Origin of the sequence: Pseudomonas sp. PDM22 (genome assembly GCF_014851965.1) — a bacterium.
Classification (GTDB): Bacteria; Pseudomonadota; Gammaproteobacteria; order Pseudomonadales; family Pseudomonadaceae; genus Pseudomonas.
Map to the genome: position 1 here is coordinate 253,232 of NZ_JACVAR010000005.1, position 24,790 is coordinate 278,021.

A 24,790-nucleotide genomic window follows, 5' to 3' on the forward strand; every position below is an offset into this window, starting at 1 on the left:
TAGGCTGCACGTCCCTCACCCGCACCGGCGCTTACATGGATCAGACTTCGACATCGCAATCACGCAGTACCCGGCGGGCCAGCCCATGAAGCGCTGGAGCCGCAAACCGCTGACGTTGCGGATGCTGATACTGGTCTTCGTGCTGCTCGCCGCGCTGGCCACCCTCGGCAACAGCCTGGTGGTCGCCTACAACGTGCAGCGCAGCGCGCTGATCCACTCGACGCTGGAGGCCAATCGCGCCTACGCAGCCAAGGTAGCGTCGAGCATTCACGAGTTCCTCGGCTCCGCGCGGCGCAACCTGGCCTACAGCTCCGGGATACTCGCCAACCATTTCGACGAACCGCCGGTACTGCACGCCGAGGCGATGCGCCTGCAGGCCCAGGACGCCTTCTTCAACTCCATCATCATCGTCGACGCCAGTGGCAAGGTCCTGCAGGCCTATCCCGACTCGCTGCAGATCGTCGGCACCACGCTGCGCTCGGAGGCCGTAAAGGAAGCGCTGCGCCTGAAGCAGCCGAAGATCAGCCAGGCCTACGAGTCCATCGCCGGCAACCTCGTGGTACTGATCTCGCAGCCGATCACCAGCCCGAGCGGCGAGTACCTGGGCCTGGTCGGTGGCTCGGTGTACATCCTCAAGCCCAGCGTGCTGCATAGCATCATCGGCAGCCACTTCCAGCAGGAAGGCACCTTCGCCTTCGTTGCCGACGCCAACCACCGGCTGCTGCACCACCCCGTCCGCGAGCGCGTCGGCGAGGTGGTGAATCACAGCAGCACCATCGAGGCCGCCCTGCGCGGCGAGAGTGGCTCCATGGAGGTACTCAACTACCAGGGCGTGCCCATGCTCGCTGGTTACGCCCAGGTGCCGGAAGCCAACTGGGCGGTCGTGGCCCAGCAGCCGCGCGACCTCAGCCTGTCGCCGCTGAACCTGCTGATGAAGGACATGCTGCTGGGTCTGATCCCGGCGAGCCTGCTCGGCGTGCTGGCGATCTGGGTCGGCACCCTGCTGATCACCCGACCGCTGCGCCAGCTGGCGCTGAGCGCCGAGCAGTTGTCGAACCCGGAAACGCCCCGCGAACTACAGGGCATCAAGACCTGGTACCGCGAAGCGGCGGCGATCCGCAAGGCGCTGCTCACCGGTGTCGGTCTGATGCAGCAGAAGCTTGGCCAGCTGAGCCAGGAGGCGCAAAGCGACGCCCTCACCGGCCTGGCCAACCGCCGCGCGCTGGGTGTAGCGCTGGATGCGCTGGAGCAATCCGGGGTGGCCTACTCGGTACTCGCGGTGGATATCGACCACTTCAAGCGGGTCAACGACACCTGGGGCCACGATGCCGGCGACGAAGCCCTGCGGCGGATCGCGGCGGTGCTGCGCGACTCGTCCCGCGCCGGCGACCTGGCCTGCCGCGCCGGTGGCGAGGAATTCGTCCTGCTGCTGCCGCAGACGTCCCTGGAAACCGCCACCGGCATTGCCGAACGCATCCGCGAGACCGTGGCGCTCACGCAGATACCGCAGGTGGGGCTGGTCACGCTGTCCATCGGCGTCGCCGACCTGGGCGCACTGGCCGTGACCCCGGAAGCGGTGCTCAAGCTCGCCGACCAGCGCTTGTACAGCGCCAAGCAGAGTGGCCGCAACCGCGTCGTCAACAGCGACGACACCTAGGCCAGTGTCGCCAGGCGTGATGCCAGGCGTGATGCCAGTGCGCGCGCCAGTCCGGCAATCCGCCCGCCATCGCCCAGGCCGGGGCGATATAGATGGACGCCCGGGCGCCCTGCTCCAGCCCCAGCGCCAGCGCCAGCAGCCCTGAGGCCAGGCGGCTGGTGCGGCGTTCGAGGTCGGCGAAGGTGATACGTTGGCGGGAGTCGACCACGGCTTCGCGGCCAAGCCAGTAAAAGCGCGCTACGGCGCAGGATTTTACCCAGGTCCACTTGCTGTTCTCGTTGTCAGGGGAAACGCACGAGAGGCCAAGGGCCGCGTGCCGCGCCCGGCCAATACCTCAGCTCGATGCCGGCCATGCCGGAATGCGATGGTTCTCCGCTGCACGCGTCGTACCTGCAGCGGCTCAGCCGGCGGACCGTTCGTCCCTGGCACCGAACACCGGGCGCCCGGTACAGGTCATCCGCATAGGCGACGCGAAAGACGCCGCCCACTGCCAGTGCTCATGCCGAGCCACACACGCTTGACCACTCACGCTCACCCGATCCGGGAGGTGCAAACGATGGGCTGGAATGATCATCAGGATGTCGAACGCTCGGAAGGCCTTCGCCGGCTGCTCGAAGATGGCGCGCTGGAAGCCGACAGCCGCCAGGAAATCCTCGCCCGCTACATCCTCAACCACGGGTTTGCCGCACTGTCGGAAACCCAGCAGCAGGAGTTCCAGGAGCAGTTGCTGCCACTGCTCGACCGCCGTGACCGCAGCGAGGGGCTGATGCCCCAGGGCGACCTCGATCCGGCCATCGACGATCTCGAGCTGGCCAGTTCGCAGATCAACGATCCGGGTAATGAAGACCCCGGTTCGCTGATTGAAATCGAGGTTGCCGAGGGCCTGCACTCTGCCAACCGGTCCAGGCGGCACTGAAAACCCTTTCAAGGCTTAGGAGAACGCCATGACCTTTCCCCTGACCCATTTCTTCGTGCACCCCGAGAAGGCCTGGCACGAACTGCGCGACAGCACCGACCAGCACCCGGCGGCCTACCTGCCGTTCTGGCTGCTGCTGCCGCTGATCCCGGCGGCGTGCCTGTTCATCGGCACCACCCAGGTGGGCTGGCGCCTGCCGGGCAACAGCGAAACCCAGTTCCTCAGCGCCGCCAGTGGCGCGCTGCTCGGCTTCTGGTGCTACGTTGGCCTGGTGGCCGGGATAGTGATCATCGCGTACCTCACGCGCTGGGTGCTGTTCCGCACCGAGGTGCGGCCCAACATCAACCACAGCATGGGCTTCTCCACCGCCGTCGCCCTGCCGCTGATGCTCGCGGGTATCGCCGCGCTGCTGCCCTCGCGCTGGCTGCTGATCCTCGCCGCCGGGGCCGCCACGGCCTATTCCGGCTGGCTGCTGTTCATCGGCCTGCCGATCTACATGCGTCTGACCCAGCGCAGCGCCGCGTTCTATGCGGGTTGCATCCTCGGCCTTGGCTTCCTGGCGCTGCTGACCACGGCGTTCGGCTTCCTGGAAATGTGGGGCCAGACAATGACGGGGGCTGGGGAATATCTGCAGGAGTAAGCGCCGAGATCCTTGGCCTGCAGCAGCCTTCCCGTCGCGCGATCGCGGCAATGGAAGACTGCTGCGCAGCGGGAAAGTCTGCGTAGCCGTTCATTGTTCCGGCTGCGGCACCGGTTCCTCCGGGGGCTGCTGCATTGGCAGCTCCTCGGGAAAGTCCTCGGGAATCTGGCTCTCGCGGTCCGGCGGGGCTTCCTGTGGGTCCGGTCGCTGTGCCTGGGGATGAGCGTACATGGCGAGTCCTCCGGGACATGGGCAGTCTCCATTGGGCGCGCCCTGTCCGCTGAGGTTCGGTTTATCTACCCGACGTGCTTCACCTGCAGCAGCAAAGCCAGCAACTGGTCGCGGTCGAAGGGTTTGGGCAGACGCACCACCGAGTCGGCCAGAGTATCCAGCCGTCCCGCGTAACCGGTGGTCAGCACACAGGTCAATGCGGGGTAGGACTGGCGCACCTGCTGGATCAGCAGCATGCCGTCCATGTCCGGCATGGCGAAATCGGTGATCATCAGGTCGAAGTCGGACTGCTCCAGCCATTGCAGCGCCGCCCGCGCCGAATCGGTTCGCGCGACCTGGCAACCCAGGTCCGCCAGCAGCGCGCTGGTGCCGGCCAGCACCAGCGCGTCATCGTCCACCACCAGCACCCGCAGGCCCAGCGGCTCCAGGGGTTCGCCCATCGCATCGGGCGGCAGTTCGGCGCTTTCTGCTACCAGCTCTGCCTTTGTCTTCACCGCCGGCAACCAGATTTCCGCGGTGGTGCCCTGCCCTGGCGTACTGCGCAACAGCAGCGCGCCGCCCTGCTGCTGGGCCAGTCCATGGACGATGGACAATCCCAGCCCCGTGCCCTTGCCGGTCGGCTTGGTGGTGAAGAATGGCTCGGCGGCGCGGCGCAGGGTGTCCTCGTCCATGCCCAGCCCCGAGTCGGTCATGGCCAGGCACACGTAGTCCCCCGGCGCCAGCTTGCCGCTCTGGCGCGGTCCGACCTGGGCATTGCGTGCCGAGAAGGTGATGCTGCCGCCGCCAGGCATGGCGTCGCGGGCGTTGGTGGCGAGGTTGATGATCGCCAGCTCCAGCTGGTTCTGGTCGCTCATCACGCAGTCCAGCTGAAGCGGAAAGCGCATCTCCAGGCTGATGGTCGGGCCCAGGGAGCTGACCAGCAGCTCGCTCATGTCCTGCAGCAGTGCCGGCAGCTGGATCGGTTGCGGGAACAGCCGCTGCTTGCGCGCGAAGGCCAGCATCCGCTGGGTCAGCTGGGCGCCGCGGCGGGTCGCCTCCAGCGCGTTGCGCCAGATGCTCTGGACCTTCTCGTTGTCCCTGGGCAGTTGTCGTTCGAGCAACTGCAGCCCCCCAAGGATCACTGTCAGCAGGTTATTGAAGTCGTGGGCGACGCCGCCGGTCAGCTGGCCGAGGGACTCCATCTTCTGCGACTGGATCAGTTCGTCGCGGGCGCGCTCCAGCTCTTCCTGGACGCGGCGCTTGTCGGTGATGTCGCGGGTGATCTTGGCGAAACCCAGCAGTTTGCCGGTGTCGTCGAATACCGGGTCAATGACGATATTGGCCCAGAACCGCGAGCCGTCCTTGCGCATCTGCAGGCGCTCTTCCTCGTAGCGCCCCTCGGCCAGCGCGGTGCTCAGGCTGGTCTCGGGAACGCCTCCCTGGCGGTCCTCGTCGCAGTAGAAACACTCGAAACGACGACCGATGATTTCTTCGGGATGGTAGCCCTTGATCCGCTCCGCGCCGGAGTTCCAGCTGGTGACATTGCCCTCGGGGTCAAGCATGTACAGCGCGTAGTCGGTGACGCCATTGACCAGCAGGCGGAAATGCTGCTCGCTGCGGCGCAGGGCCTGTTCGGTCTCGTGCTGCTCGGTGCGGTCGCGGGTGATCTTGGCGAAGCCCAGCAGCTCCCCGGAAACATCGCGGATGGCGTCGATCACCACGTGGGCCCAGAACGAACTGCCATCGCGGTGCAGGCGCCAGCCCTCACTCTCGAAGCGCCCGACCCGCGCCGCCTCGCCCAGCGCCAGCTCCGGCAGTCCGGCCTCGCGGTCGGCGGGGGTATAGAAACGCGAGAAGTGCTCGCCGAGTATCTCATCGGCGGCGTAGCCCTTCAGGCGCTGCGCCCCGGAGCTCCAGCTGCTGACGCGGCCATCGGGGTCGAGCATGTAGATGGCATAGTCGGTCACCGCCTCGACCAGCAGGCGGTAGCGCGCATCTTCGACGAGCTGGGCGGTGCTGGCGGTCGTATCGGGCATCAAGTCTGCTCTCTTGGCTCATTGGAGCAAAGCATAGGCGCAGCCACCTCACTTCGGGCGCCGCCGGACGGCACTCAGTCCAGCGGCAGGAAGACGCTGAACGCCGCGCCGAACCCCGGCTCGCTGCGCAACTCGATGCGGCCGCCGTGGGCCTGGACGATCTGCTCGGAGATGAACAGCCCCAAACCCAGGCCGGCGACACGGGCCGCGCCGGTGCCGCGTTCGAATTGCTGGAAGATGCGCCGCTGCTCGTCGGCGCTGATGCCGTCGCCATGGTCGCGCACGCAGAGTTGCGCGCGGCCATCCGCCACCGCGACGGTCACTTCCACCGGCTGGCCGGGCCCATAGCGCAGGGCGTTGCTGACCAGGTTGCTGATCACCTGCTCCAGGCGGTAGGCGTCCCACACGCCTTCCACCACTTCAGGCGTCTCCAGGCTCAGTTCGCAACCGGCCGCCTGCGCTTGCACCGCGAAGTTGCCCAGCACGCGGCGGGCGATATCGGCGAGGTTCGCCGGCTCCGGGCGGATCGACAGCTTGCCGGTGCGGATACGCGAGACGTCGAGCATGTCTTCGATCAGCCGGTTCAAGCCGGTGAGCTGGCGCTCGTCGCGCTCGAAGAGCACGCCCAGGCGGTCCTGCGCGAAGTGCTCCAGCTTGCCCTTGGACAGGTAAAGACGGCGCAACTGGGTATCCAGCATCAGGCCGTTGAGCGGCGTGCGCAGCTCGTGGGAGACGATGGACATGAAGTCGTCGCGCATTTTCACCGCCCGCTGCAGCTCCACCTGGGTCTCGCGCAGCTCGGCGAGCAGCGCGTCCTGCTCGCTGCGCGCCTGCTCCAGTGCTTCCAGCTGCCGTGCCAGCACCTTGCGCTGGCGATACAGATCGACGAAGACGTTCACCTTGCTGCGCACCGCGTGGTTGTCCAGCGGCTTGTAGAGGAAGTCCACCGCGCCGCTCTCGTAGCCCTTGAACGCGTAGTTCTGCTCGCGCCCGGCGGCGGTGACGAAGACGATGGGGATGCTCTTGGTGCGTTCGGTGCCGCGCATCAGCTCGGCCAGGGCGAAACCGTCCATGCCGGGCATCTGCACATCGAGCAGCGCCAGGGCGAATTCGTGCTCCAGCAGCAGCGACAGCGCCTCATCCGCCGAGGAGGCCTTGAACACCTCGCGCCCCTCGCCCTTGATCAACGCCTCCAGCGCCAGCAGGTTCTCCGGCAGGTCGTCGACGATCAGCAGTTTGCTTCCCTGGTTACGCAGCATGTCGGGTGCCCATTCGGGTCAGTAGCGCGTGAATTTCACGCAGCCGAAGTATGTGGTCCGGGGCGTGCAGTGCAATAGCCGCCTCCGGCATGGTGGACACGGCGGCTTCGGCCGGGTCCTGGACAATGCTCAGCCCGCCTTCGCGGCGGATACGCGCCAGCCCTTCGGCGCCGTCCTGGTTGGCACCGGTCAGCAGGATGCCGGCGAGAGTCTCCCGGTAAGCGTCCGCCGCCGAGTCGAAAAGGATGTCGATGGACGGCCGGGAGAAATTCCGCGGTGCCTCGCGACTCAACGCAAAACTGCGCTCCCGCTCGATGGACAGGTGATACCCGGCAGCGGCGAAGTACAGCGTGCCCGCCTCCACCGGCGCCTTGTCGCGAGCCTCCTCCACGGGGATCGCCAGGCGCCGGGCGAACAGGTCGACCAACTGGCTCTCGTGGTTTTCCGGCAGGTGCAGCACTGCCACCATGGGCAGGGCGAAGTCTGCCGGCAACCCGTCGAACAGCTGGAACAGCGCGTCCACGCCGCCCGCCGAGGCGCCGATGACAACGGCTTCGACCTTGCGCTGCGCGTTCATCGCTTGCGGAACACCCGTTCACGGCGATTCACCACCTCGAATTCCCCGGCGAAGTCGGTGAAATCCAGGCTTTCCTTGCTGCCCAGGCCGAGGAAGCCCCGGTGGCACAGCGATTCATGGAACAGGCCGATAGCACGGTTCTGCAACTGGCGGTTGAAGTAGATGAGCACGTTGCGGCAGGAGACCAGGTGCGTCTCGGAGAACACGCTGTCAGTAGCCAGGCTGTGATCGGCGAAGGTCACGTTGGCGCGCAGCATCTTGTCGAACAGCGCCCCGTCGTAGGCCGCCGTGTAGTAGTCCGAGAGCGAGCCCTTGCCGCCAGCGGCGCGGTAGTTCTCGCTGGCCTGGGCCAGGTCGTCCACCGCGTAAATGCCGCGCCGCGCCTGCTCCAGCGAGCGAGGGTTGATGTCGGTGGCGTAGATCAGCGTGCGCTCGAGCAGGCCTTCCTCGTGCAGCAGGATGGCCAGCGAATGCACCTCTTCGCCGGTGCTGCAGCCGGCCACCCACAGGCGCAGCGACGGATAGGTGCGCAGCACCGGCACCACTTCCTGGCGCAGCGCGAGGAAGTAGCTGGGGTCGCGAAAGAGCTCGCTCACCGAGATGGTCAGGTACTGCAGCAGCTCATGGAAGGCGTGCGGGTCGTGCAGGATGCGCTCCTGCAGGGCCGAGATGCTGCGGCACTCGAACAGCTTGGTAGCGTGCAGCACACGGCGCTTGAGCGAGGTGCCGGAGTAGTCGCGGAAGTCGTAGCTGTACTTCAGGTAGATCGCCTCGATCAGGAGGCGCAGCTCGATGTCCTGGCTGCGATCAGGCATGTCAGATGCGCTCCAGCTTGGGTAGCCATACCCGGATCAGAGAGAACAGGCGGTCGAGGTCGATGGGCTTGGCCAGGTAGTCGTTGGCGCCAGCGCGCAGGCACAGCTCGTGGTCGTCCTTCATCGCCTTGGCGGTCACCGCGAGGATCGGCAGCTTCTTCCAGCGCGCGTCCTGGCGGATCAGGCGGGTCGCCTCGTAGCCATCCATCTCCGGCATCATCACGTCCATCAGCACCAGGTCGATGTCGCCGACCTCGGCGAGCTTCTCGATGGCCTCGCGGCCGTTGCGCGCCACTTCCACGCGGGCGCCCTTGTGCTCCAGGGCGCTGGTGAGGGCGAAGATGTTGCGCACGTCGTCGTCCACCAGCAGGATGCGCCGCTCCTCGAAGGCCCGGTCGCGGTTGCGCGAGGTGCGCAGCATGCGCTGGCGTTCACTGGAGAGCTGCGACTCGACCTTGTGCAGGAACAGCGTCACCTCGTCCAGCAGGCGCTCCGGCGAGCGCGCGCCCTTGATGATGATCGAGCGCGAATACTTGAGCAGCTCGGCTTCCTCGTCACGGGTCAGGTTGCGCCCGGTGTAGACGATCACCGGCGGGAACGAGCAGATGTCCTCCTCGCCCATGCGCCGCAGCAGCTCGTTGCCCTGCATGTCCGGCAGCTTGAGGTCGATGATCATGCAGTCGTAGATGTTGCGCCGCAGCAGCTCCAGGGCCTGTTCGCCCTGCTCCACCGCGGTGATCTCGATGTCGTCGTCGCCGATCAGCCGCGAGACGCTGTCGCGCTGCAGCGGGTCGTCCTCGACCAGCAGGATGCGCTTGACCTCCTGGGTCAGCTTGGCCTCCAGCTTGCCGAAGACCTCGCGCAGTTGCTCGCGAGTGGTGGGCTTGAGCGCGTAACCGATGGCGCCCAGGTGCAGGGCCGCTTCGCTGCGGTCCTCCACGGAGACCACATGTACCGGCACATGGCGGGTGCGCGGGTTGGCTTTCAGGCGTTGCAGCACGGCGAGGCCGGATTCGTCGGGCAGGTGCATGTCCAGCAGGATGGCGTCCGGGCCGTGCTCGTCGGCCAGGCGCAGGCCTTCCTCGGCGCCCATGGCCACCAGGCAGCGATAGCCCAGCTCGCGGGCCAGGTCATAGAGGATGCGGGCGAACTTCGGCTCATCTTCCACCACCAGCACGCAGCGCTGGCCGACGCTGACCTGTTCGCGGTCGTCGGCGAATGCTGCGGCGGCCGGCGCACGCACCACCGGCGGCGCAATGGCGGTCGGGGCAACCGCGACAATCGGCGCAGGCGCGCTGACTACCTCGTCCTCGGCCGGCGCCTGGTAATTCAGCGGCAACAGCAGGCTGAACACGCTGCCCTTGCCCGGCTCGCTGCTGACGATGATGCTGCCGCCCAGCAGATGCGCCAGGTCGCGGGAAATCGACAGGCCAAGGCCGGTGCCGCCGTAGCGGCGATTGGTGGCGCCATCGGCCTGCTGGAAGGCTTCGAAGATGCGCGCGAGCTGGTCCTCGGCGATACCGATGCCGCTGTCACGCACATCGAAGCGCAGCCCCTCGGGCGCGGCGCTCACGCGCAGGGCAACTTCACCGCTGTCGGTGAACTTGAAGGCGTTGGACAGCAGGTTCTTGAGGATCTGCTCGACCCGCTGGCGGTCACTGAACAGCAGCGCCGGAGCGTCCTCCGCGACTTCGGCAATGAAGCGCAGGCCCTTGTTGTCGGCCTGCGGGCGGAACAGCCCTTCCAGCGCTTCCACCAGGCGACGCACGCTGGCGTTCTCCGGGCGCACTTCCAGCTTGCCGGCTTCGACCTTGGAGATATCGAGGATGTCGTTGATCAGGTTGAGCAGGTCGTTGCCGGCGCCGTAGATCGACTCGGCGAACTTCACCTGCTCATCGTCCAGGTTGCCCTGCTCGTTGTCGGCCAGCAGGCGCGCGAGGATCAGCGAGCTGTTGAGCGGCGTGCGCAGCTCGTGGGACATGTTGGCGAGGAACTCGGACTTGTAGCGGCTGGCGCGCTGCAACTCGTCGGCGCGGCCCTGCAGGTCCAGGCGGGCCTGGTTCAGCTCGGTGTTCTTGCCGTCGAGATCATCGCGCTGGGCGGCCAGCTCCTGGGCCTGCTCGGCGAGGCGCTCGTTGGTCTGCTCCAGTTCCGCCTGCTGGGCCTCGAGGTGCGCCTGGGACTCCTTGAGCACCCGCGACTGTTCTTCCAGCTCCTCGTTGGCGGTCTTCAGCTCTTCCTGCTGCACCTGCAGCTCCTCATTGAGCTGCTGGGTCTCCGCCAGCAGGTCCTGCTGGCGCTGGCGATGCTGCGCCGAGGCGATGGCGCTGCCGAGCGTTTCGGCGACGTTCTGCAGGAAGGCCTGGTCGCGCTCTTCCAGCTGGCGCAGGAAGCCCAGCTCCAGCACGCCGACCACACCGCCGTCATTGAGCAGCGGGAGCAGCGCCACGCTCACCGGCTGGCCGTTGCCCAGCGCGGAATTCACCTTCAGGTAGTCCGGCGGCAGGCCGTCGACCACCCGCAGCTTGCGCTGGCGGGCAGCCTGGGCGATCAGGCTTTCATCCGGGGCGAAATAATCCTCGCCCAGCACGCTGGTGGCGAAGCCGAAGGTGCCGGACAGGCGCAGACCGCCGCGATCGTCGCGCACATAGAGCGCTCCCACCGGGGAGGCGACGAACTCGCCGAGGAAGTCCATCAGGCTGCGCCCCAGGGACGGCAACGACTGCTGACCGATCAACTGCTCGCCCAGGCGGCTCTGGCCATCACGCAACCAGGCCTGGCGCGCCAGCGTTTCGTTGTGCAGTACCTGGCGACGCAGGGACTCGGCATAGGACTCGGACAGGCTGACCAACTGCCGGCGACCGAAGTACGCCAGCAGCGTGCCGACCACGATGCTGAATACCAGGTAGAGGATGACCACGCCGGTGGAGAGGCTGGAAGCGAACTGGTTGCGGTCGTGGCGCAGCTGCTGCTCGGTGTTGATCAGCGAGGCGTACTGCGAGCGGATCGCATCCATCATGCTCTTGCCGCGCCCGGCCTTTATGGCGTCGGAGGTGTCCTGGCCCTGGCGGCGCTGCTCGATCATCTGCTGGGCGAAGCTCATCCACTCGTCCTGCATCGAGGTCAGGCGACCCACGCGCTCGACCTGCGGCGGGTTGTCCGCCACCAGCTCCGAGAGGCTCTTCAGGCCGGAATTGATGCGCGGCCGCGCCTGCTCCAGGGGTTCCAGGAAGCCCGGATCGCCAGTGATCAGGAAGCCGCGCAGCCCGCTTTCCTGGTCGACGCTCAGGCGCTGCATCTCGTTGGCGCTGGAGATCACCCGGTCGGTGTGCTCGACCCAGCCCAGCACGTCGAGCATGTAGAGGATCAGGCCGATGAACAGCACCGCGCCCAGCAGGCAGATGCCCAGTGGCAGCGCCATGTTGCGCGCGAGTATGCGGCGGAAGGCGCTTTCGTCGGCGATGGCTTTCTGGTTCATCTGCGGGTTCCCTGATGGCCTATCTTCCCTGGATGCATCCCGCCGGCATGGCGAGATTGCGACAGATGCCAGGTAAGTATTTGAAGTTATTGTAAGAACGTTCTTAAAACTGGAGAAATAATAACGCTAAGCGTTGTAGGCTACATACCAGCTGGCGAATTGACAGCCACTCCTGCGGGACGTTCGAACTTTTTACGGAATAAGCCTGGAGAAAAGTGGAATTATCTCCCGGTGCGCCTTTCCAACGTCCGACAAGGAACAGAAGATCAATCGGTCGCAGGGTTTGCTCGATGCCAAGCTCCCCGGGGGAAACCCCTATTTCACCAGTGCAGGGCCAGGGCGACTTCCTCAACAGCAGTAGCGCCATGGCACCGCTGATCCGCCAGTACGACTGGGCGACCACGCCGCTCGGTCCGATGGACCAGTGGCCGGCCACGCTCAAGGGCATCCTCGAAGTCGGCCTGAACTCGCGCCTGCCGGTGTGCATCTACTGGGGCCCGGAATTCATCCTGCTGTACAACGACGCCTGGAGCGCCATCCCCGGGGACAAGCATCCCGCCTGCCTGGGCCAGCCCGCGCACGTCGCCTGGTCGGACATCTGGTCGATCCTCGACCCCATGTACAACGGCATCCTGCAGACCGGCGTGGCCGCCCACGAGGAAGACCGCCTGCTGCCCATGGTGCGTTTCGGCTACGTCGAGGAAGCCTACTTCACCTACAACGTCAGCCCGATCTTCGGCCAGGACGGCAAGCCCATCGGGCTGTTCAATACCGCCGTGGAGACCACCGGCAACGTCATCGAGCAACGCCGCCAGCGGCTGCTGACGCGCCTGGCGGAGCGCCTCGGGCAGGCCGACGACAGCGCACAGATCTGCGCCCAGGCTTTCGCCCTGCTTGCCGAAGCCAGCCACGACGTGCCCTTCTGCCTGCTCTACCATGCCGGCACCCTGCTCGGCGCCTGCGGCACCGACACCAACGATCACTTCGCCCCCGCGCAACTGACGCTGGACGACGACCCTCTGCACCTGTTCGGCGGTATCAAGGAAGCCCACCAGTCCCCCCTGGGCAGCCAGCACATGCGCGCCTTTGCGCCCTGGCCGGAAGTGCTCGACAGCACCTACGCCACCCCGCTGGATGGCCACACCGACAGCCTGGCGGTATTCGGCATCAGCCCGCGTCGGCGCCTGGACGAGAACTACGCGACCTTCTTCAACGAACTGGCCGCCCTGCTCGGCCATGCCCTGTCCGCCGCCAGCCAGCGTACGGAAGAGCGCAGACTGAAGGTCGCCGTACAGGAAGAAGCCCGCCAGCGCACCCGCGAGCGCGACCGCGTGTGGACAGTGAGCCAGGACCTGCTCTGCGTGCTCGATCACCAGGGCGTGCTGCTCAACGTCAACCCGGCCTGGGGCAGCCTGCTGGGCTGGAGCGAAGAGCAGCTCACCGGCCGCAACAGCGAAGAGCTGGTGCACCCGGACGACCTCGCGCCGAGCATCGACATCCGTTCCACCCTCGCCCGTGGCGAGCGCCTGCAGCACTTCGAAAACCGCCTGCGCCACGCCGATGGCAGCTATCGCTGGATTTCCTGGCACGCCACCGAGGAAAACGGCGTCATCTATGGTTGCGGCCGCGACATCACCGAGCAGAAGCGTGGCGCGCTACTGCTGGAGCAGGCGCAGACCGCCCTGCTCAACGCCCAGCGCATGGAAGCTGTCGGCCAGCTCACCGGTGGCATCGCCCATGACTTCAACAACCTGCTGGCGAGCATTCGCTTCAGCCTCGACCTGATCACCCGCCGCGCGCCAGCCAACGCCCAGCCGGAGCTCAGCCACATCCTCCATGCCGCCACCCAGGCCACCGAGCGCGCCGCCGAGCTGACCCACAACCTGCTGGCTTTTGCCCGCCGTCAGGCGCTGGCCATGCACCCGGTCGACCTCGGCCAGCAACTGCGCAACTGGCACGACGAACTGGTCGAACGCGCCGGCCCGGACGTCACATTGGCGCTCACCCTGGATGACACGCAGAGCGTCCTGACCGATCGCGACCAGTTGCACAAGGCCATGCTCCACCTGGTGGAGAACGCCCGCGACGCCATGCCCGGCGGTGGCAGCCTGGAGATCAGCCTGCGGCGCCAGGAGATCGTCAGCGGCGAGCATGACCTGCCGGCCGGCGACTACCTCGCCCTCTCCCTGCAGGACAACGGCCAGGGCATGAGCCAGGCGACCCTGCCCCACGTCTTCGACCCCTTCTTCACCACCAAGGGCATCGGCCCCAACAGCGGGCTGGGCCTATCGATGGTCTACGGCTTCATCAAACAATCCGGCGGGCACATCCGCCTGCGCAGCGAGCCCGGCCAGGGCACCTGCGTCACACTCTATTTCCCGAGAGGCACCTCAGTGGTCAGCATTCCCGACGCCCCTACGCCCCCCAATGAACCGGCCAACGAGCAGCTGTGCGTCCTGGTCGTCGAGGACAACGACCTGGTGCGCATGCTCACCGTGGAAGTGCTGGAGGAGATTGGCTACCAGGTGCTGCAGGCCGAGGACGCCGAAGAGGCGCTGTCGATCCTGCAGGGAGATACCACCATCCACCTGCTGCTCACCGATGTCGGCCTGCCGGGCATGAACGGCGAGGAACTGGCCGTGGCCGCGCGCGAGGCGCGACCGGAGCTGCCGATCCTGTTCGCCACCGGCTACGCCGAGATCGTGCACATCGATGGCAGCGAGCTGGCCACGCGCATGTCGATGATCGCCAAGCCCTTCTCCATCGACGCGCTGCGCGACAAGGTCAACGGCATGCTCGGGCGCAAGAACGGCTGAACGGCCTTCAATGAGTCAGCAGCACGCTCAGCGTTGCGCGCAGCTTGCCCGGCTTCACCGGCTTGTTCAGCAACGGCATCCCCAGCCGCTGCAACGCACGGCGGCAATCGTCGCTGCGGTCGGCGGTGATCATCAGCGCCGGTAGCTCGCGACGGAAATACTCGCGCAGCCCGCGTACCGCCTCGCAGCCAGTTCGGCCATGGTCGAGGTGGTAGTCGGCCAGGATCACCTCCGGCGCCTTGCCATCCAGAGCCTGCAGCGCTTCCTCGTAGCTGGTCGCCACCAGCACCTCGCAGCCCCACTGTCCGAGCAGCGCCGCCATGCTGGCGAGGATCGCTTCTTCGTTGTCGATCACCAGCAGGCGCCGGCCCGGCAGCGGGTCGCCGGTCACCGGGCGCGGGCCGCTCTCCGCCAGCCCCGGTTGCGGCAGGTCGCGCACCAGCGGCACCTCGAGGGAAAACACCGAACCGCGCCCCGGCACTGAGTGCACCTGCACCCGGCAGCCGAGAATGCCGGCGATGCGGTCGACGATCGCCAGCCCCAGCCCGACACCGCGGCGGTTGGCCGTGCGCCCGGCGTCGAGCTGGTTGAATTCGAGGAAGATGGCTTGCAGCTGGTCCGCCGGAATCCCCCGTCCGGTGTCCCAGACTTCCAGCCTGACGCTATCGCCGCGCCGGCGCGCGGCGAGCATCACGCTGCCGCGCTCGGTGTAACGGCAGGCGTTGCTGAGGAAGTTGCGCAGGATGCGCGACAGCAGACGATGATCGGTGCGAACCGCCAGCGCGGGAATCCGTGAGCGCAGGCGCAGCCCGGCGGCGCGCGCCACTTCGTCGAACTCCGAGACCAGCGGCCCGAGCAGTTCGTCCAGCGGATAGACATCCAGGTCCGGGCGGATAGCGCTCTGGTCCAGGCGGGCGATTTCCAGCAGGTCGGTGAGCAGGTCCTCGGCGCCTTCCAGCGCCTGGTGCGTGCGCTCCACCAGCACCTGTTCGGCGTTCGGCAGCTTGCGCTCGCGCAGGGTGGAAACCAGCAGGCGCGCGGCATTCAGCGGTTGCAACAGGTCGTGACTGGCGGCGGCCAGGTACTTGTCCTTGCTGTTGTTGGCGGCCTCGGCGGCGTCGCGAGCCTCGCGCAGTTGCTGGTTCAGCCCCTCCAGCTCACGGGTGCGCTCGGCGACGCGTTGCTCCAGCTCCTCGTTCAGGCTCTGCAGGCGCTGCTGGGCCTGGACGCGCTCGGTGATGTCGGCGACGAAGCCTTCCACCAGGCCTTCTTCATCCGGCTTGATCAAGAGGTTCATCAGGACGATCACATGGCTGCCATCGCGGCGGCGCAGGCGCGTCTCGTAGCCGAATAGGCCGTCGCGCTCGCGCAGCAGCGCACGGATGCGGCGCATCTCTGCCTCGCCGCCGACGAACAGCTGGCTGGCCATGTCCTGCAGGTTAAACAGCACCTGCTGCGGGTCGTCGTAGCCGAGCATCCGCGCCAGCGCCGGGTTGGCGGCGCGCAGGCCCTGGCTCAGGCTGGCCTGGAAGATACCGTGGACGGCGTGCTCGAAGAGCCATTTGTAGCGGTTGCGCTCGGCTTCCAGCTCATCCAGCCGCGCCACCAGCTCGGGGTAGTGGCTCTTGCGCGCGGAATGGCTGCCCAGGCCGAGCAGCCCGGCCAGGGCTTGTTGCTGCTGCTCGTCAGAGGGCCTCGCCATACACCACCTCGACATCGCGCTGGCTGGACTCGCGAGGGTTGGTGAGGATGCAAGGGTCCTGCATCGCGTGGCGCGAGAGGAAGGGAATGTCGGAACTGCCCACGCCATGCAGGCCCAGGCTTTCGTGGAAGCCCACGGCGTTCTTCAGGGCGATCAGGTGTTCCACCAGGCGCTGGCGGATCTGCGCATGGTTCATGCCGCGGCAGTCGATGCCGAAGGTCTCGGCAATCACCTTGAAGCGCTCGGGCGCGGCACTGTAGTTGAAGGCCACCACGTGCTCCACCAGCACGGCATTGCACAGCCCGTGCGGCAGGTCGAGGTAGCCGCCCAGGCTGTGGGACATGGCGTGCACCGCGCCGAGGATCGCGTTGGAGAACGCCAGCCCCGCCTGCATGCTGCCCAGCATGATCTTCTCGCGCAGGGCGATGTCCGCCGGGTTGGCGATCATCTGCACCAGGTTGCCGTTGATCAGCCGCATGGCCTCCAGCGCGTGGGGGTCGGTGAGCGGGCCGTGGCCGGTCGAAACGAATGCCTCGATGGCGTGCACCAGCGCATCGATGCCGGTGCAGGCGGAGAGGAACGGGTCCATGGTCAGGGTGGTTTCCGGGTCGATCAGCGACACATCGGGCACCACCGCCTTGCTGACGATGGAGAACTTCATCCGCTCGTCCTGGTTGGAGATGATCACGAACTGCGAGACGTCGGCGGAGGTACCGGCGGTAGTGGGGATCAGGATCAGCGGCGGGCTGGGCACGCGCAGGGTGTCCACGCCCTCGAACTCGAGGATGTTGCGGTCGTGGGCGGCGACGATGCCGATGCCCTTGGCGCAGTCCATCGGGCTGCCGCCGCCGACCGCGACTATCACGTTGCAGCCTTCGCTGCGGTAGACCTCGGCGCCACGCATGACTTCTTCCACGCGCGGGTTGGGCGACACCTGGGTGTAACGGCAGAAGGGAATGTCCTGGGCGGCCAGGCTGGCCTCGATATCGGCGACCCAGCCGGCGGCGACTACACCGGGGTCCGACACGACCAGCACCTTGCGGGCGCCGAAGGTTTTCACGTAATTGGCGACATTGTGCCGGCATCCGGCACCGAAAATGATCTCTGGCGAGACGAACTTGCGCAGCTGGCTGAGCTCGTGGGACATCGGGGGCTCTGTCATTATTGTTATGGGATATTTCCGGCAGCCTACTGCATCCGTCAGGTATTGCAATGCGACCTTGGCAGACGGTTCTGACAGTCGGTTCTGACGGCTAATTCTGATAAAAATCAGCCCGCCAGCAGCGCCTGATAGAAACGCCACTCGGCCTCCAGCGCGTGGGCCAGGTTGGCGGCCTGACGGAAGCCATGGCGCTCCCCGGCATAGCGGTGTACCTCCACCGGTACGCCGCGCTGGCGCAGGCTTTCGACCATGGCGTCGGTCTGCGCGGGCACCACCACCGCATCCAGCTCGCCCTGGAAGAAGATCATCGGCGCGTGGATGTGTTCGGCCTGCAGCACCGGCGTGCGCTCGCGGTAGCGCTCGGCGTCCTGATGCGGGTCGCCGATCAGCCAGTCCAGGTAGTCCGCCTCGAACTTGTGGGTGACCCGCGCCAGCGCCTGCGGATCGCTGACGCCATAGAGGCTGGCGCCGCCGCGCAAGCCCGGCAGCCGTGCCAGCGCCATCAGCGCGCTGTAGCCGCCGGCACTGGCGCCCCGCACGAACACCCGCTGGCGGTCGATGCGCCCGGCCTTGGCAAGCCCTTCCCCAGAGAGAAAATCCAGCGCCGCGCCGATGTCCTCCACTTCCACCTGCCCCCAGCCCAAATGCAGGCGCTCGCGGTAGGCGCGGCCATAGCCGCTGCTGCCGCGATAGTTGATATCGGCGACGGCAAAGCCCCGCCGCGTCCAGAACTGGATGCGCCCGTCGAATACCGGGTAGCTGGCCGACGTCGGCCCGCCATGCAGGAACACCACCAGCGGCGGCGCCCCGTCCGTGGCGTAGGGCGGATAGAAGAATCCATGGCCGCATTCGTCCTCGCCCACCGGGTAGTGGAAGGCTTCGCCACGGGACAGCTCGGCCTCAGGCAACGGCCTCTCGCCACCGGCCAGCACCTGGGTGGAACCGTCCACCCGGCGGATCGCCAGCAGCGTCGGCAGGCGGTCCGGCGCAGCGGCGATGCAATAGAAGTGGCGCTCGTCCGCCGCCAGCGAACGGAAGCGGCTGTACTCCGGTGCCAGCCGGCGCTCGCCGCCATGCCCGTCATACAGCACCAGCACGCCGCGCCCCTCTTCGTAGCGCGTTGCCAGCAGCTCGCCACGCGGCAGCGGCAGGAAGGTACGCCCGCCAAGTTGCCAGGGCGCGCTGGCGTGGTCGGCGGCGACGCCGGACAAGGCGCCGAGCACTTCGTGGTACGGCTGCCAGTAGCCGGCGCAGTCGCTGAGCCAGTGCAACCGGCCGTCTTCGGCAAAGCGCGGCTGCTGGATGGATTCATGGCGGGCCTGCCCGGCCAGGCAGCGTTCTTCCCCGGCAAAGGATTCGCACAGCCGGGTGCGCGTCCAGGGCTGGTGCGGGCGGTCCCACTCCACCCAGACGATGCGCTCGGCCCTGCTGTCAGCCACCGGGGAAGAATAGAAATCCGCGCCCGACGCGATCACCCGGCGCCGTCCATCGGCATCTAGGCGGACGATGCGATGGTTCACCCCGCCGCTGCCGTTCTCCTCTTCCACCGCCAGCAGCGCATTCCACGCCGGCACGTAGTGCAGGTCGCCGTAGCGGCAGTCGTCGCGGTGGGTAATCGGCCGGGGCGCACCACCCAGGCGCAGCCAGTACACCTGCTGGTCGCCCTCTTCCACCCAGGCCACGCCGTCGGCGGTGGCGCAGCAGGAACCGCCGCCGTATTCGTAGACACGGCTGCGCACCGAAGCGCCGGGCGGTGTCAGCTCGACGCTCTGCCCTTCACGACGGAGGAACAGCCGGCAGCGCGCGCTGGTGGGGTCGAACGCGGCCCACAGCAATCCGCCATGGGCCACGTGCAGCTCGGCGAAATCCCCGGCGGCGGCCACCGCGCGTTCGGCGCTCCAGTCGCTGCTCTGCATCCTCAGGCCTTGCAGATCAGTTGCGAGGCCCGCTCGTTGCGCAGGGTCAGCGCGCTGAGCGGCGCGGCCGCGGTTTCCGCCTCGCGGCGGGCGTCAAGGATGATGCCGTGGTGGGCCGACTTGGCACACACCGGGTCAGTTGCCTCGGCATCGCCGGTGAGCATGAAGGCCTGGCAGCGGCAGCCACCGAAGTCGCGTTCCTTCTCGTCGCAGGAGCGGCACGGCTCCGGCATCCACGAATCGCCACGGAAGCGGTTGAAGCCGAACGACTCATACCAGATGTGCTGCAGGCTGTGCTCGCGCACGTTGGGGAACTTGACCGGCAGTTGCCGCGCACTGTGGCACGGCAGCGCGGTGCCGTCCGGGGTGACGTCGAGGAACACGCTGCCCCAGCCGCCCATGCAGGCCTTGGGGCGCTCCTCGTAGTAATCGGGCACCACGAAGATCAGCTTGCACGGGTTGCCTTCGGCAGCCAGGCGCTCGCGGTACTGCGCGGTGATGCGTTCGGCGCGCTGCAGCTGTTCGCGGGTCGGCAGCAGGCCGGCGCGGTTCAGCTCCGCCCAGCCGTAGAACTGGCAGGTGGCAAGCTCGACGAAGTCGGCCTCCAGCTCGATGCACAGCTCGATGATGCGGTCGATGCTGTCGATGTTGTGCCGGTGGGTGACGAAGTTCAGCACCATCGGGTAGCCGTGGGCCTTCACCGCGCGGGCCATGGCGAGCTTCTGGGCGAAGGCCTTGCGCGAGCCGGCGAGCAGGTTGTTCACCTCCTCGTCGGCGGCCTGGAAGCTGATCTGGATGTGGTCGAGACCTGCATCGGCGAACTCCTTCAGGCGCTTCTCGTTGAGGCCGATGCCGGAGGTGATCAGGTTGGTGTAGAAACCCAGCCCGCGCGCCGCGGCGATCAGTTCGGCAAGATCCTGGCGCACCAGCGGCTCGCCACCGGAGAAGCCCAGCTGCGCTGCGCCCATCTCGCGGGCCTGGCGGAACACTTCGATCCATTGCTGGGTGGAAAGCTCCTCGCCGCCCCTGGCGAAGTCCAGCGGGTTGGAGCAATACGGGCACTGCAGCGGGCAGCGGTAGGTCAGCTCGGCCAGCAGCCAGAGCGGCGGGCCTACCGGCGCTTCAGCGCAGCTCGATCCAGAATTGAGCATGGGCCACCTCGAGGAATACCAGGATGTCTTCGTCGATGCCCGGCACACCGGGGAAATCGGCACGCAGGCCATCGATGATGCCGGCGACGTCGGCTTGCCCGTCGACCCGGCCGAGAATCGCCCCGGCGCTGTCGTTGAGCTTCACCATCCCCTCGGGATAGAGCAGCACGTGGCAGCCCTGCGCCGGTTCGAATTGCAGGCGGAAGCCCCGGCGCAGTGCCGGTACGCTGTCCAGCGAAGGCAGACTCATCACAGCAACCCCCTGTGCCATACGCGCTCGCTCGTCACCGTGTGGTAGGGCGGGCGCTCCAGTTCATAGGCCATGCTCATCGCGTCGAGCATGCTCCAGAGCACGTCGAGCTTGAATTGCAGGATATCCAGCATGCGCTCCTGGGCCTCGCGGGTGCGGTAGTGCTCCAGGGTGATGCGCAGGCCGTGCTCGACATCGCGGCGCGCCTGGGACAGGCGCTTGCGGAAGTAGTCGTAGCCGGCGGCGTCGATCCACGGGTAGTGCTGCGGCCAGCTGTCCAGGCGCGACTGGTGGATCTGCGGGGCGAACAGCTCGGTGAGCGAACTACTGGCGGCTTCCTGCCAGCTGGCGCGGCGGGCGAAGTTGACGTAGGCGTCCACGGCGAAGCGCACGCCGGGCAGCACCAGCTCCTGGGACAGCACCTGTTCGCGGTCCAGCCCGACCGATTCGGCCAGGCGCAGCCAGGCTTCGATGCCGCCCTCCTCGCCGGGTGCGCCGTCATGGTCGAGGATGCGCTGCAGCCATTCGCGGCGTACGTCGCGGTCCGGGCAGTTGGCGAGGATCGCCGCATCCTTGAGCGGGATGTTCACCTGGTAGTAGAAGCGGTTGGCCACCCAGCCCTGGATCTGCTCGCGGCTGGCGCGGCCTTCGTACATGGCCACGTGGTACGGGTGGAAGATGTGGTAGCAGGCGCCCTTGGCGCGCAGTGCCTGCTCGAATTCGGCGGGGCTCATGGCTTCGCGGGTCATCGCGACGCTCCTTCTGGGAAAAGCGCCATTAAAGGAAAATCCCCATGCCATCGAACGCCACCTCGATACCGCGCGCGTCCAGTTCGGCGCGTTCGGGCGAGGCAATGTCGAGGATGGGATTGGTGTTGTTGATGTGGATGAGCACCTTGCGCGGGCCGTCGATGCCGTCGAGCACCTCGATCATGCCGCCGGGACCGCTCTGCGCCAGGTGGCCCATCTCGCTGCCGAGCTTGTCGCCGACCTCGCAGACGCGCATTTCGTCGTCGCGCCAGAGCGTGCCGTCCACCAGCAGGCAGTCGGCGCGGCGCATCCAGGCCAGCAGCTCGTCGTCCACCTGGCCCAGGCCCGGTGCGTAGAACAGCTTGCCGCCGGTGGACAGGTCCTCGATGAACAGGCCGATGTTGTCGCCCGGATGCGGGTTGCCCCGGTGCGGCGAATACGGCGGCGCACTGCTGCGCAGGGCGATGGCGGTGAGGCGCAGGCCCGGGCAGGCCGGGATGCTGAAAGGCTCGGCATCCAGCGCGATGAGTCGGTGCTTCAGCCCGCCATTCCAGTGCGACAGCATGGGGAACAGCGGGAAGCCGGTGGACAGGTCCTGGTGGACCATTTCCGTGCACCAGACCTCGTGCGGGCAGCCCTCGCGCAGGCTCAGCAGGCCGGTAGTGTGGTCGATCTGGCTGTCCAGCAGGATGATGGCGGCAATCGCCGAATCCCGCAGCCGCCGCGCCGGCTGCAGCGCCGGGAAGGACGCCAGCTGGGCGCGGATGTCGGGTGAGGCGTTGCAGAGAATCCAGTTCGCGCCGTCGTCGGACAGCGCGATGGACGATTGGGTGCGTGGCTGCGCGATCACGCTGCCGTCGCGGACGCCACGACAGTTGCGGCAATTGCAGTTCCACTGGGGAAAGCCGCCACCGGCGGCCGACCCGAGAATTCGGATGTGCATGACAGTGCCCCGTGGGCAGGGGCCCCGGCGGACCGGGGCCGAGTGGATCAGCGGTTGGCGAAGTACAGGGTCACTTCGAAGCCAAGGCGCAGGTCGGTGAAGCTAGGCTTGGTCCACATGGGGTCTGTCCTCTTTCTTGTTGGAAGGCGCCGGCAAGCCCGGCAAGTCGAGTTAAACACCAGGGTCAGGCACTCCGAATGATACTTTCGAAGGAGATTCCCCCCTGATTTGGTAGCGGGCCCGCGACAGCTGTCGCACCCCGCCGCTACAACTGTCCCATCGCTGCGACAGCCGTTGCCCGGTTGCGCCCGCACCTTTTGGCGGCGAGCGCTCTGGCGCAGGGCTCGGCGCCCCGCGCGACGTATTTCGGCACAGGCCTTGCTCGGGCTCTCGTCGCCCGTGACCCACCGGTCTAGACTAGCCAATCCTCGGAACGGTCCTACACGGAGCCGGTCCCATACAAAAACAATGCGCCGCAGTCCGACTGACGGCCGCCGGGAGTGACCATGCACCCGCAATCCCTGGAAAACTGCCCGAACGACCTTGCCGCCTTCATCGCCGATCACTTCGGCGAGCGTGACATCCAGCCAGAGGGCGCCATCGCGCGCTCCTGGTACCGCAGCGTGATGGAGCACCATCTCGACCCGCGCGCGCGGGCGGAAAAACACATCCTCACCGCCGGGGAAATCCGCGAGCACCAGGGCCTGCACCAGGACTACCTGGCGATTGCCAGCCAGGGCGTCACCGGCCTTGCCCGGCGCGTGCTGCCGGCCGGCTTCGCGGTGCTGCTCAGCGACGAGCGCGGCATCACCCTCGATGCGCGCCTGCCCAGCGAGCGCGACCGTTACACCCAGGCCGGGCTGATCGTCGGCGCGCGCTGGGACGAATCCATCGCGGGCACCAACGGCATCGGCACCGCGCTGGCCGCTGGCGAGGCGCTGACCATCCACCGCCAGGAGCACTTCCTGGTGAGCAACTTTCGCCTGAGCTGCTCGGTGGCGCCGATCTTCGACGCCCAGCACCGCCTGCGCGGCTGCCTGAACGCCACCTGCCTGTACAACGACGGGCCCAAGGACGCGCAGTACCTGACCCTGCAACTGGTGATCCTGTACGCCCGGCTGATCGAGAACGCCAGCTTCCGCCAGCGCTACCGCGACCGTCTGACCCTGTCGGTGAAGGCCCGCGACGAGGTGTCGGACCTGGCCAACGAACAGCTGATCGCCCTCGACGAACAGGGCCGGGTGATAGGCGGCAACCACGCCGCCTTCACCGCCTGCCGCGGCGAGCTGCTGGGTAGCCGCATCGAGCAGCTGCTGGAAGCGGACGTCGAGCAGTTGCTCGACCTGAGCAAGGGCGGCGCGCGGGGCATCCGCCTGCGCACCCTGGCCGACCATGCGCTGGTGGACGTCGGCCTGCGCACGCCGGCCAGCCCGCCACGCCGCGGCACGCCGGTCGCCCCTGCGGCGAAGAGTCCGGAACACCCCGATCTCGCCCGCCTCGCCGGCGCCGATCCGCGCCTGCAGGACGGCGTGCGCAAGCTGCGCAAGGTGCTCGACAAGGGCATTTCCATCCTCGTCACCGGCGAGACCGGCACCGGCAAGGAAGCCTTCGCCCGCGCCATCCACCAGGCCAGCGCACGCCATGCCGGGCCCTTCGTCGCGCTGAACTGTGCGGCGATCCCGGAGAGCCTGATCGAGAGCGAACTGTTCGGCTACCGCGGCGGCAGCTTCACCGGTGCCAGCAAGAAAGGCATGAAGGGCAAGCTGGAACTGGCCAACGGCGGCACGCTGTTCCTCGACGAGATCGGCGACATGCCGGCGCACCTGCAGACCCGCCTGCTGCGCGTGCTGGCCGAGCGCGAAATCCTTCCGCTGGGCGCCGAAGCGCCGGTGGCGCTGGACGTGCAGGTGGTCTCGGCGACGCACCAGGACCTGGCCGAGATGATCCGCGCCAAGGGCTTTCGCGAAGACCTGTTCTACCGCCTTGCCGGCATGACCCTGCAGTTGCCGGCGCTGCGCGAGCGCACCGACCGCGAGGCACTGATCGACAGCCTGCTGGCGGGCCTGGGCGGCCACCTGCAGCTCGATGGCGCCGTGCGCGAGCGGCTGCGCGGCCATCCCTGGCCGGGCAACATCCGCCAGTTGCTGAACTGTCTGCGCTATGCCGCCGCCCTCGCCGAGGACGGCCGCATCGACCTGGACTGCCTGCCGATGGAGTTGCATCAGGCTGCTCCCGCCGCCGCTGCCGAAGCGCCGCCGACGACAACCACGACCGCCCTCGCCGCCCGCCTGGACGACGACGAAGCCCGCCACCTGCTGGCGGTGCTGCGTGAGCAGCAGTGGAACATCAGTGCGGTGGCGCAGCAGTTCGGCATTGCCCGGTCGACCCTGTATCGGAAGATGAAGAAGCACGGCATCGTGCAGCCCAACGCGCTGTATTGATCCTTTCCCTTTTCCCTGCGTCCGCTTGTTGCCGGCATGCCCCGCACTCCTGTAGGAGCGGGCCATGCCCGC

General features: G+C 67.2%; 20 protein-coding genes. 5 read left to right on the forward strand and 15 right to left on the reverse strand.

Annotation, left to right across the window (positions count from 1 at the left end; all coding sequences use genetic code 11):
* Nucleotides 1–85 precede the first annotated feature (85 nt).
* Nucleotides 86–1,657 (forward strand): diguanylate cyclase, encoded by a 1,572-nt coding sequence (locus IB255_RS19115; RefSeq protein ID WP_192210700.1) that lies wholly within the window; start codon nt 86–88, stop codon nt 1,655–1,657.
* On the opposite strand, the gene IB255_RS19120 is transcribed toward IB255_RS19115, so the two are convergent.
* On the reverse strand, nt 1,638–1,865 hold the full coding sequence (locus IB255_RS19120; protein ID WP_192210809.1) for a hypothetical protein: 228 nt from the start codon (nt 1,863–1,865) through the stop codon (nt 1,638–1,640). The genes IB255_RS19115 and IB255_RS19120 overlap by 20 nt on opposite strands.
* A gap of 348 nt (nt 1,866–2,213) precedes the next feature.
* Here IB255_RS19120 and IB255_RS19125 point away from each other — a divergent pair, with 348 nt between their 5' ends.
* Entirely contained in the window at nt 2,214–2,573 is a 360-nt protein-coding gene (locus IB255_RS19125; RefSeq protein WP_192210701.1) for a hypothetical protein, read from the forward strand.
* Nucleotides 2,574–2,601: 28 nt separating this feature from the next.
* Nucleotides 2,602–3,213: a Yip1 family protein gene (locus IB255_RS19130; RefSeq protein ID WP_192210702.1), complete on the forward strand. Its 612-nt coding sequence runs from the start codon at nt 2,602–2,604 to the stop codon at nt 3,211–3,213.
* A gap of 90 nt (nt 3,214–3,303) precedes the next feature.
* Here the strand turns inward: IB255_RS19130 and IB255_RS19135 are convergent, their stop codons facing one another.
* From IB255_RS19135 to IB255_RS19160, 6 genes are all read right to left on the reverse strand, one after another.
* Nucleotides 3,304–3,444 carry a hypothetical protein gene (locus IB255_RS19135; protein ID WP_167523184.1) on the reverse strand — a complete coding sequence of 47 codons (141 nt, stop codon included), beginning with the start codon at nt 3,442–3,444 and terminating at the stop codon, nt 3,304–3,306.
* Nucleotides 3,445–3,509: 65 nt separating this feature from the next.
* Complete coding sequence (locus IB255_RS19140; protein ID WP_192210703.1) at nt 3,510–5,459, reverse strand: PAS domain-containing sensor histidine kinase; 1,950 nt, start codon at nt 5,457–5,459, stop codon at nt 3,510–3,512.
* 74 nt (nt 5,460–5,533) lie between these two features.
* The gene (locus tag IB255_RS19145) at nt 5,534–6,718 is read right to left on the reverse strand and encodes a hybrid sensor histidine kinase/response regulator (protein ID WP_192210704.1); all 1,185 of its coding nucleotides are present in this window, start codon (nt 6,716–6,718) and stop codon (nt 5,534–5,536) included.
* Nucleotides 6,708–7,295, reverse strand: a complete 588-nt coding sequence (locus IB255_RS19150) for a chemotaxis protein CheB (RefSeq protein WP_081519763.1) — start codon at nt 7,293–7,295, stop codon at nt 6,708–6,710. Before IB255_RS19150 ends, IB255_RS19145 begins: the two co-directional genes overlap by 11 nt.
* Nucleotides 7,292–8,110: a CheR family methyltransferase gene (locus tag IB255_RS19155; RefSeq protein ID WP_151186989.1), complete on the reverse strand. Its 819-nt coding sequence runs from the start codon at nt 8,108–8,110 to the stop codon at nt 7,292–7,294. Before IB255_RS19155 ends, IB255_RS19150 begins: the two co-directional genes overlap by 4 nt.
* Before the next feature lies 1 nt (nt 8,111).
* Complete coding sequence (locus tag IB255_RS19160) at nt 8,112–11,588, reverse strand: response regulator (protein ID WP_192210705.1); 3,477 nt, start codon at nt 11,586–11,588, stop codon at nt 8,112–8,114.
* A gap of 365 nt (nt 11,589–11,953) precedes the next feature.
* On the opposite strand from IB255_RS19160, the gene IB255_RS19165 reads away from it, so the two are divergent.
* On the forward strand, nt 11,954–14,404 hold the full coding sequence (locus IB255_RS19165) for a PAS domain-containing sensor histidine kinase (protein ID WP_192210706.1): 2,451 nt from the start codon (nt 11,954–11,956) through the stop codon (nt 14,402–14,404).
* 7 nt (nt 14,405–14,411) lie between these two features.
* Here IB255_RS19165 and IB255_RS19170 read toward each other — a convergent pair whose 3' ends face one another.
* The 8 genes from IB255_RS19170 to pqqA all read right to left on the reverse strand — a co-directional run bounded on the left by IB255_RS19170 (nt 14,412) and on the right by pqqA (nt 22,396).
* Nucleotides 14,412–16,106 carry a NahK/ErcS family hybrid sensor histidine kinase/response regulator gene (locus IB255_RS19170; protein WP_081519759.1) on the reverse strand — a complete coding sequence of 565 codons (1,695 nt, stop codon included), beginning with the start codon at nt 16,104–16,106 and terminating at the stop codon, nt 14,412–14,414.
* Complete coding sequence (ercA, locus tag IB255_RS19175; RefSeq protein ID WP_081519758.1) at nt 16,090–17,253, reverse strand: alcohol dehydrogenase-like regulatory protein ErcA; 1,164 nt, start codon at nt 17,251–17,253, stop codon at nt 16,090–16,092. The genes IB255_RS19170 and ercA overlap by 17 nt, the downstream gene beginning before the upstream one ends.
* Before the next feature lie 122 nt (nt 17,254–17,375).
* Nucleotides 17,376–19,184, reverse strand: a complete 1,809-nt coding sequence (locus IB255_RS19180) for an alpha/beta hydrolase family protein (protein WP_081519757.1) — start codon at nt 19,182–19,184, stop codon at nt 17,376–17,378.
* Nucleotides 19,185–19,186: 2 nt separating this feature from the next.
* Nucleotides 19,187–20,335 (reverse strand): pyrroloquinoline quinone biosynthesis protein PqqE, encoded by a 1,149-nt coding sequence (gene pqqE, locus IB255_RS19185; protein ID WP_081519756.1) that lies wholly within the window; start codon nt 20,333–20,335, stop codon nt 19,187–19,189.
* Nucleotides 20,307–20,585 (reverse strand): pyrroloquinoline quinone biosynthesis peptide chaperone PqqD, encoded by a 279-nt coding sequence (pqqD, locus tag IB255_RS19190; protein ID WP_192210707.1) that lies wholly within the window; start codon nt 20,583–20,585, stop codon nt 20,307–20,309. The genes pqqE and pqqD overlap by 29 nt, the downstream gene beginning before the upstream one ends.
* Nucleotides 20,585–21,334, reverse strand: a complete 750-nt coding sequence (gene pqqC, locus IB255_RS19195) for a pyrroloquinoline-quinone synthase PqqC (protein ID WP_081519755.1) — start codon at nt 21,332–21,334, stop codon at nt 20,585–20,587. The genes pqqD and pqqC overlap by 1 nt, the downstream gene beginning before the upstream one ends.
* Nucleotides 21,335–21,362: 28 nt before the next feature.
* Entirely contained in the window at nt 21,363–22,277 is a 915-nt protein-coding gene (gene pqqB, locus IB255_RS19200; protein WP_081519754.1) for a pyrroloquinoline quinone biosynthesis protein PqqB, read from the reverse strand.
* A gap of 47 nt (nt 22,278–22,324) precedes the next feature.
* Nucleotides 22,325–22,396 carry a pyrroloquinoline quinone precursor peptide PqqA gene (pqqA, locus tag IB255_RS19205; RefSeq protein ID WP_003106462.1) on the reverse strand — a complete coding sequence of 24 codons (72 nt, stop codon included), beginning with the start codon at nt 22,394–22,396 and terminating at the stop codon, nt 22,325–22,327.
* Nucleotides 22,397–22,783: 387 nt separating this feature from the next.
* On the opposite strand from pqqA, the gene IB255_RS19210 reads away from it, so the two are divergent.
* Nucleotides 22,784–24,718 (forward strand): sigma-54-dependent Fis family transcriptional regulator, encoded by a 1,935-nt coding sequence (locus IB255_RS19210; RefSeq protein WP_139791646.1) that lies wholly within the window; start codon nt 22,784–22,786, stop codon nt 24,716–24,718.
* Nucleotides 24,719–24,790 lie beyond the last annotated feature (72 nt).

What these genes read in the sequence shown, in the direction of transcription:
- IB255_RS19130 (WP_192210702.1), top strand. Translation starts at nt 2,602, where the DNA reads ATGACCTTTCCCCTGACCCATTTCTTCGTGCACCCCGAGAAGGCCTGG.
- ercA (WP_081519758.1), bottom strand. Translation starts at nt 17,253, where the DNA reads ATGTCCCACGAGCTCAGCCAGCTGCGCAAGTTCGTCTCGCCAGAGATC.
- IB255_RS19125 (WP_192210701.1), top strand. Translation starts at nt 2,214, where the DNA reads ATGGGCTGGAATGATCATCAGGATGTCGAACGCTCGGAAGGCCTTCGC.
- IB255_RS19115 (WP_192210700.1), top strand. Translation starts at nt 86, where the DNA reads ATGAAGCGCTGGAGCCGCAAACCGCTGACGTTGCGGATGCTGATACTG.
- pqqD (WP_192210707.1), bottom strand. Translation starts at nt 20,585, where the DNA reads ATGAGTCTGCCTTCGCTGGACAGCGTACCGGCACTGCGCCGGGGCTTC.
- IB255_RS19135 (WP_167523184.1), bottom strand. Translation starts at nt 3,444, where the DNA reads ATGTACGCTCATCCCCAGGCACAGCGACCGGACCCACAGGAAGCCCCG.
- pqqB (WP_081519754.1), bottom strand. Translation starts at nt 22,277, where the DNA reads ATGCACATCCGAATTCTCGGGTCGGCCGCCGGTGGCGGCTTTCCCCAG.
- pqqC (WP_081519755.1), bottom strand. Translation starts at nt 21,334, where the DNA reads ATGACCCGCGAAGCCATGAGCCCCGCCGAATTCGAGCAGGCACTGCGC.
- IB255_RS19155 (WP_151186989.1), bottom strand. Translation starts at nt 8,110, where the DNA reads ATGCCTGATCGCAGCCAGGACATCGAGCTGCGCCTCCTGATCGAGGCG.
- IB255_RS19180 (WP_081519757.1), bottom strand. Translation starts at nt 19,184, where the DNA reads ATGCAGAGCAGCGACTGGAGCGCCGAACGCGCGGTGGCCGCCGCCGGG.
- IB255_RS19145 (WP_192210704.1), bottom strand. Translation starts at nt 6,718, where the DNA reads ATGCTGCGTAACCAGGGAAGCAAACTGCTGATCGTCGACGACCTGCCG.
- IB255_RS19210 (WP_139791646.1), top strand. Translation starts at nt 22,784, where the DNA reads ATGCACCCGCAATCCCTGGAAAACTGCCCGAACGACCTTGCCGCCTTC.
- IB255_RS19165 (WP_192210706.1), top strand. Translation starts at nt 11,954, where the DNA reads ATGGCACCGCTGATCCGCCAGTACGACTGGGCGACCACGCCGCTCGGT.
- IB255_RS19140 (WP_192210703.1), bottom strand. Translation starts at nt 5,459, where the DNA reads ATGCCCGATACGACCGCCAGCACCGCCCAGCTCGTCGAAGATGCGCGC.
- IB255_RS19170 (WP_081519759.1), bottom strand. Translation starts at nt 16,106, where the DNA reads ATGGCGAGGCCCTCTGACGAGCAGCAGCAACAAGCCCTGGCCGGGCTG.
- IB255_RS19160 (WP_192210705.1), bottom strand. Translation starts at nt 11,588, where the DNA reads ATGAACCAGAAAGCCATCGCCGACGAAAGCGCCTTCCGCCGCATACTC.
- IB255_RS19150 (WP_081519763.1), bottom strand. Translation starts at nt 7,295, where the DNA reads ATGAACGCGCAGCGCAAGGTCGAAGCCGTTGTCATCGGCGCCTCGGCG.
- pqqE (WP_081519756.1), bottom strand. Translation starts at nt 20,335, where the DNA reads ATGCTCAATTCTGGATCGAGCTGCGCTGAAGCGCCGGTAGGCCCGCCG.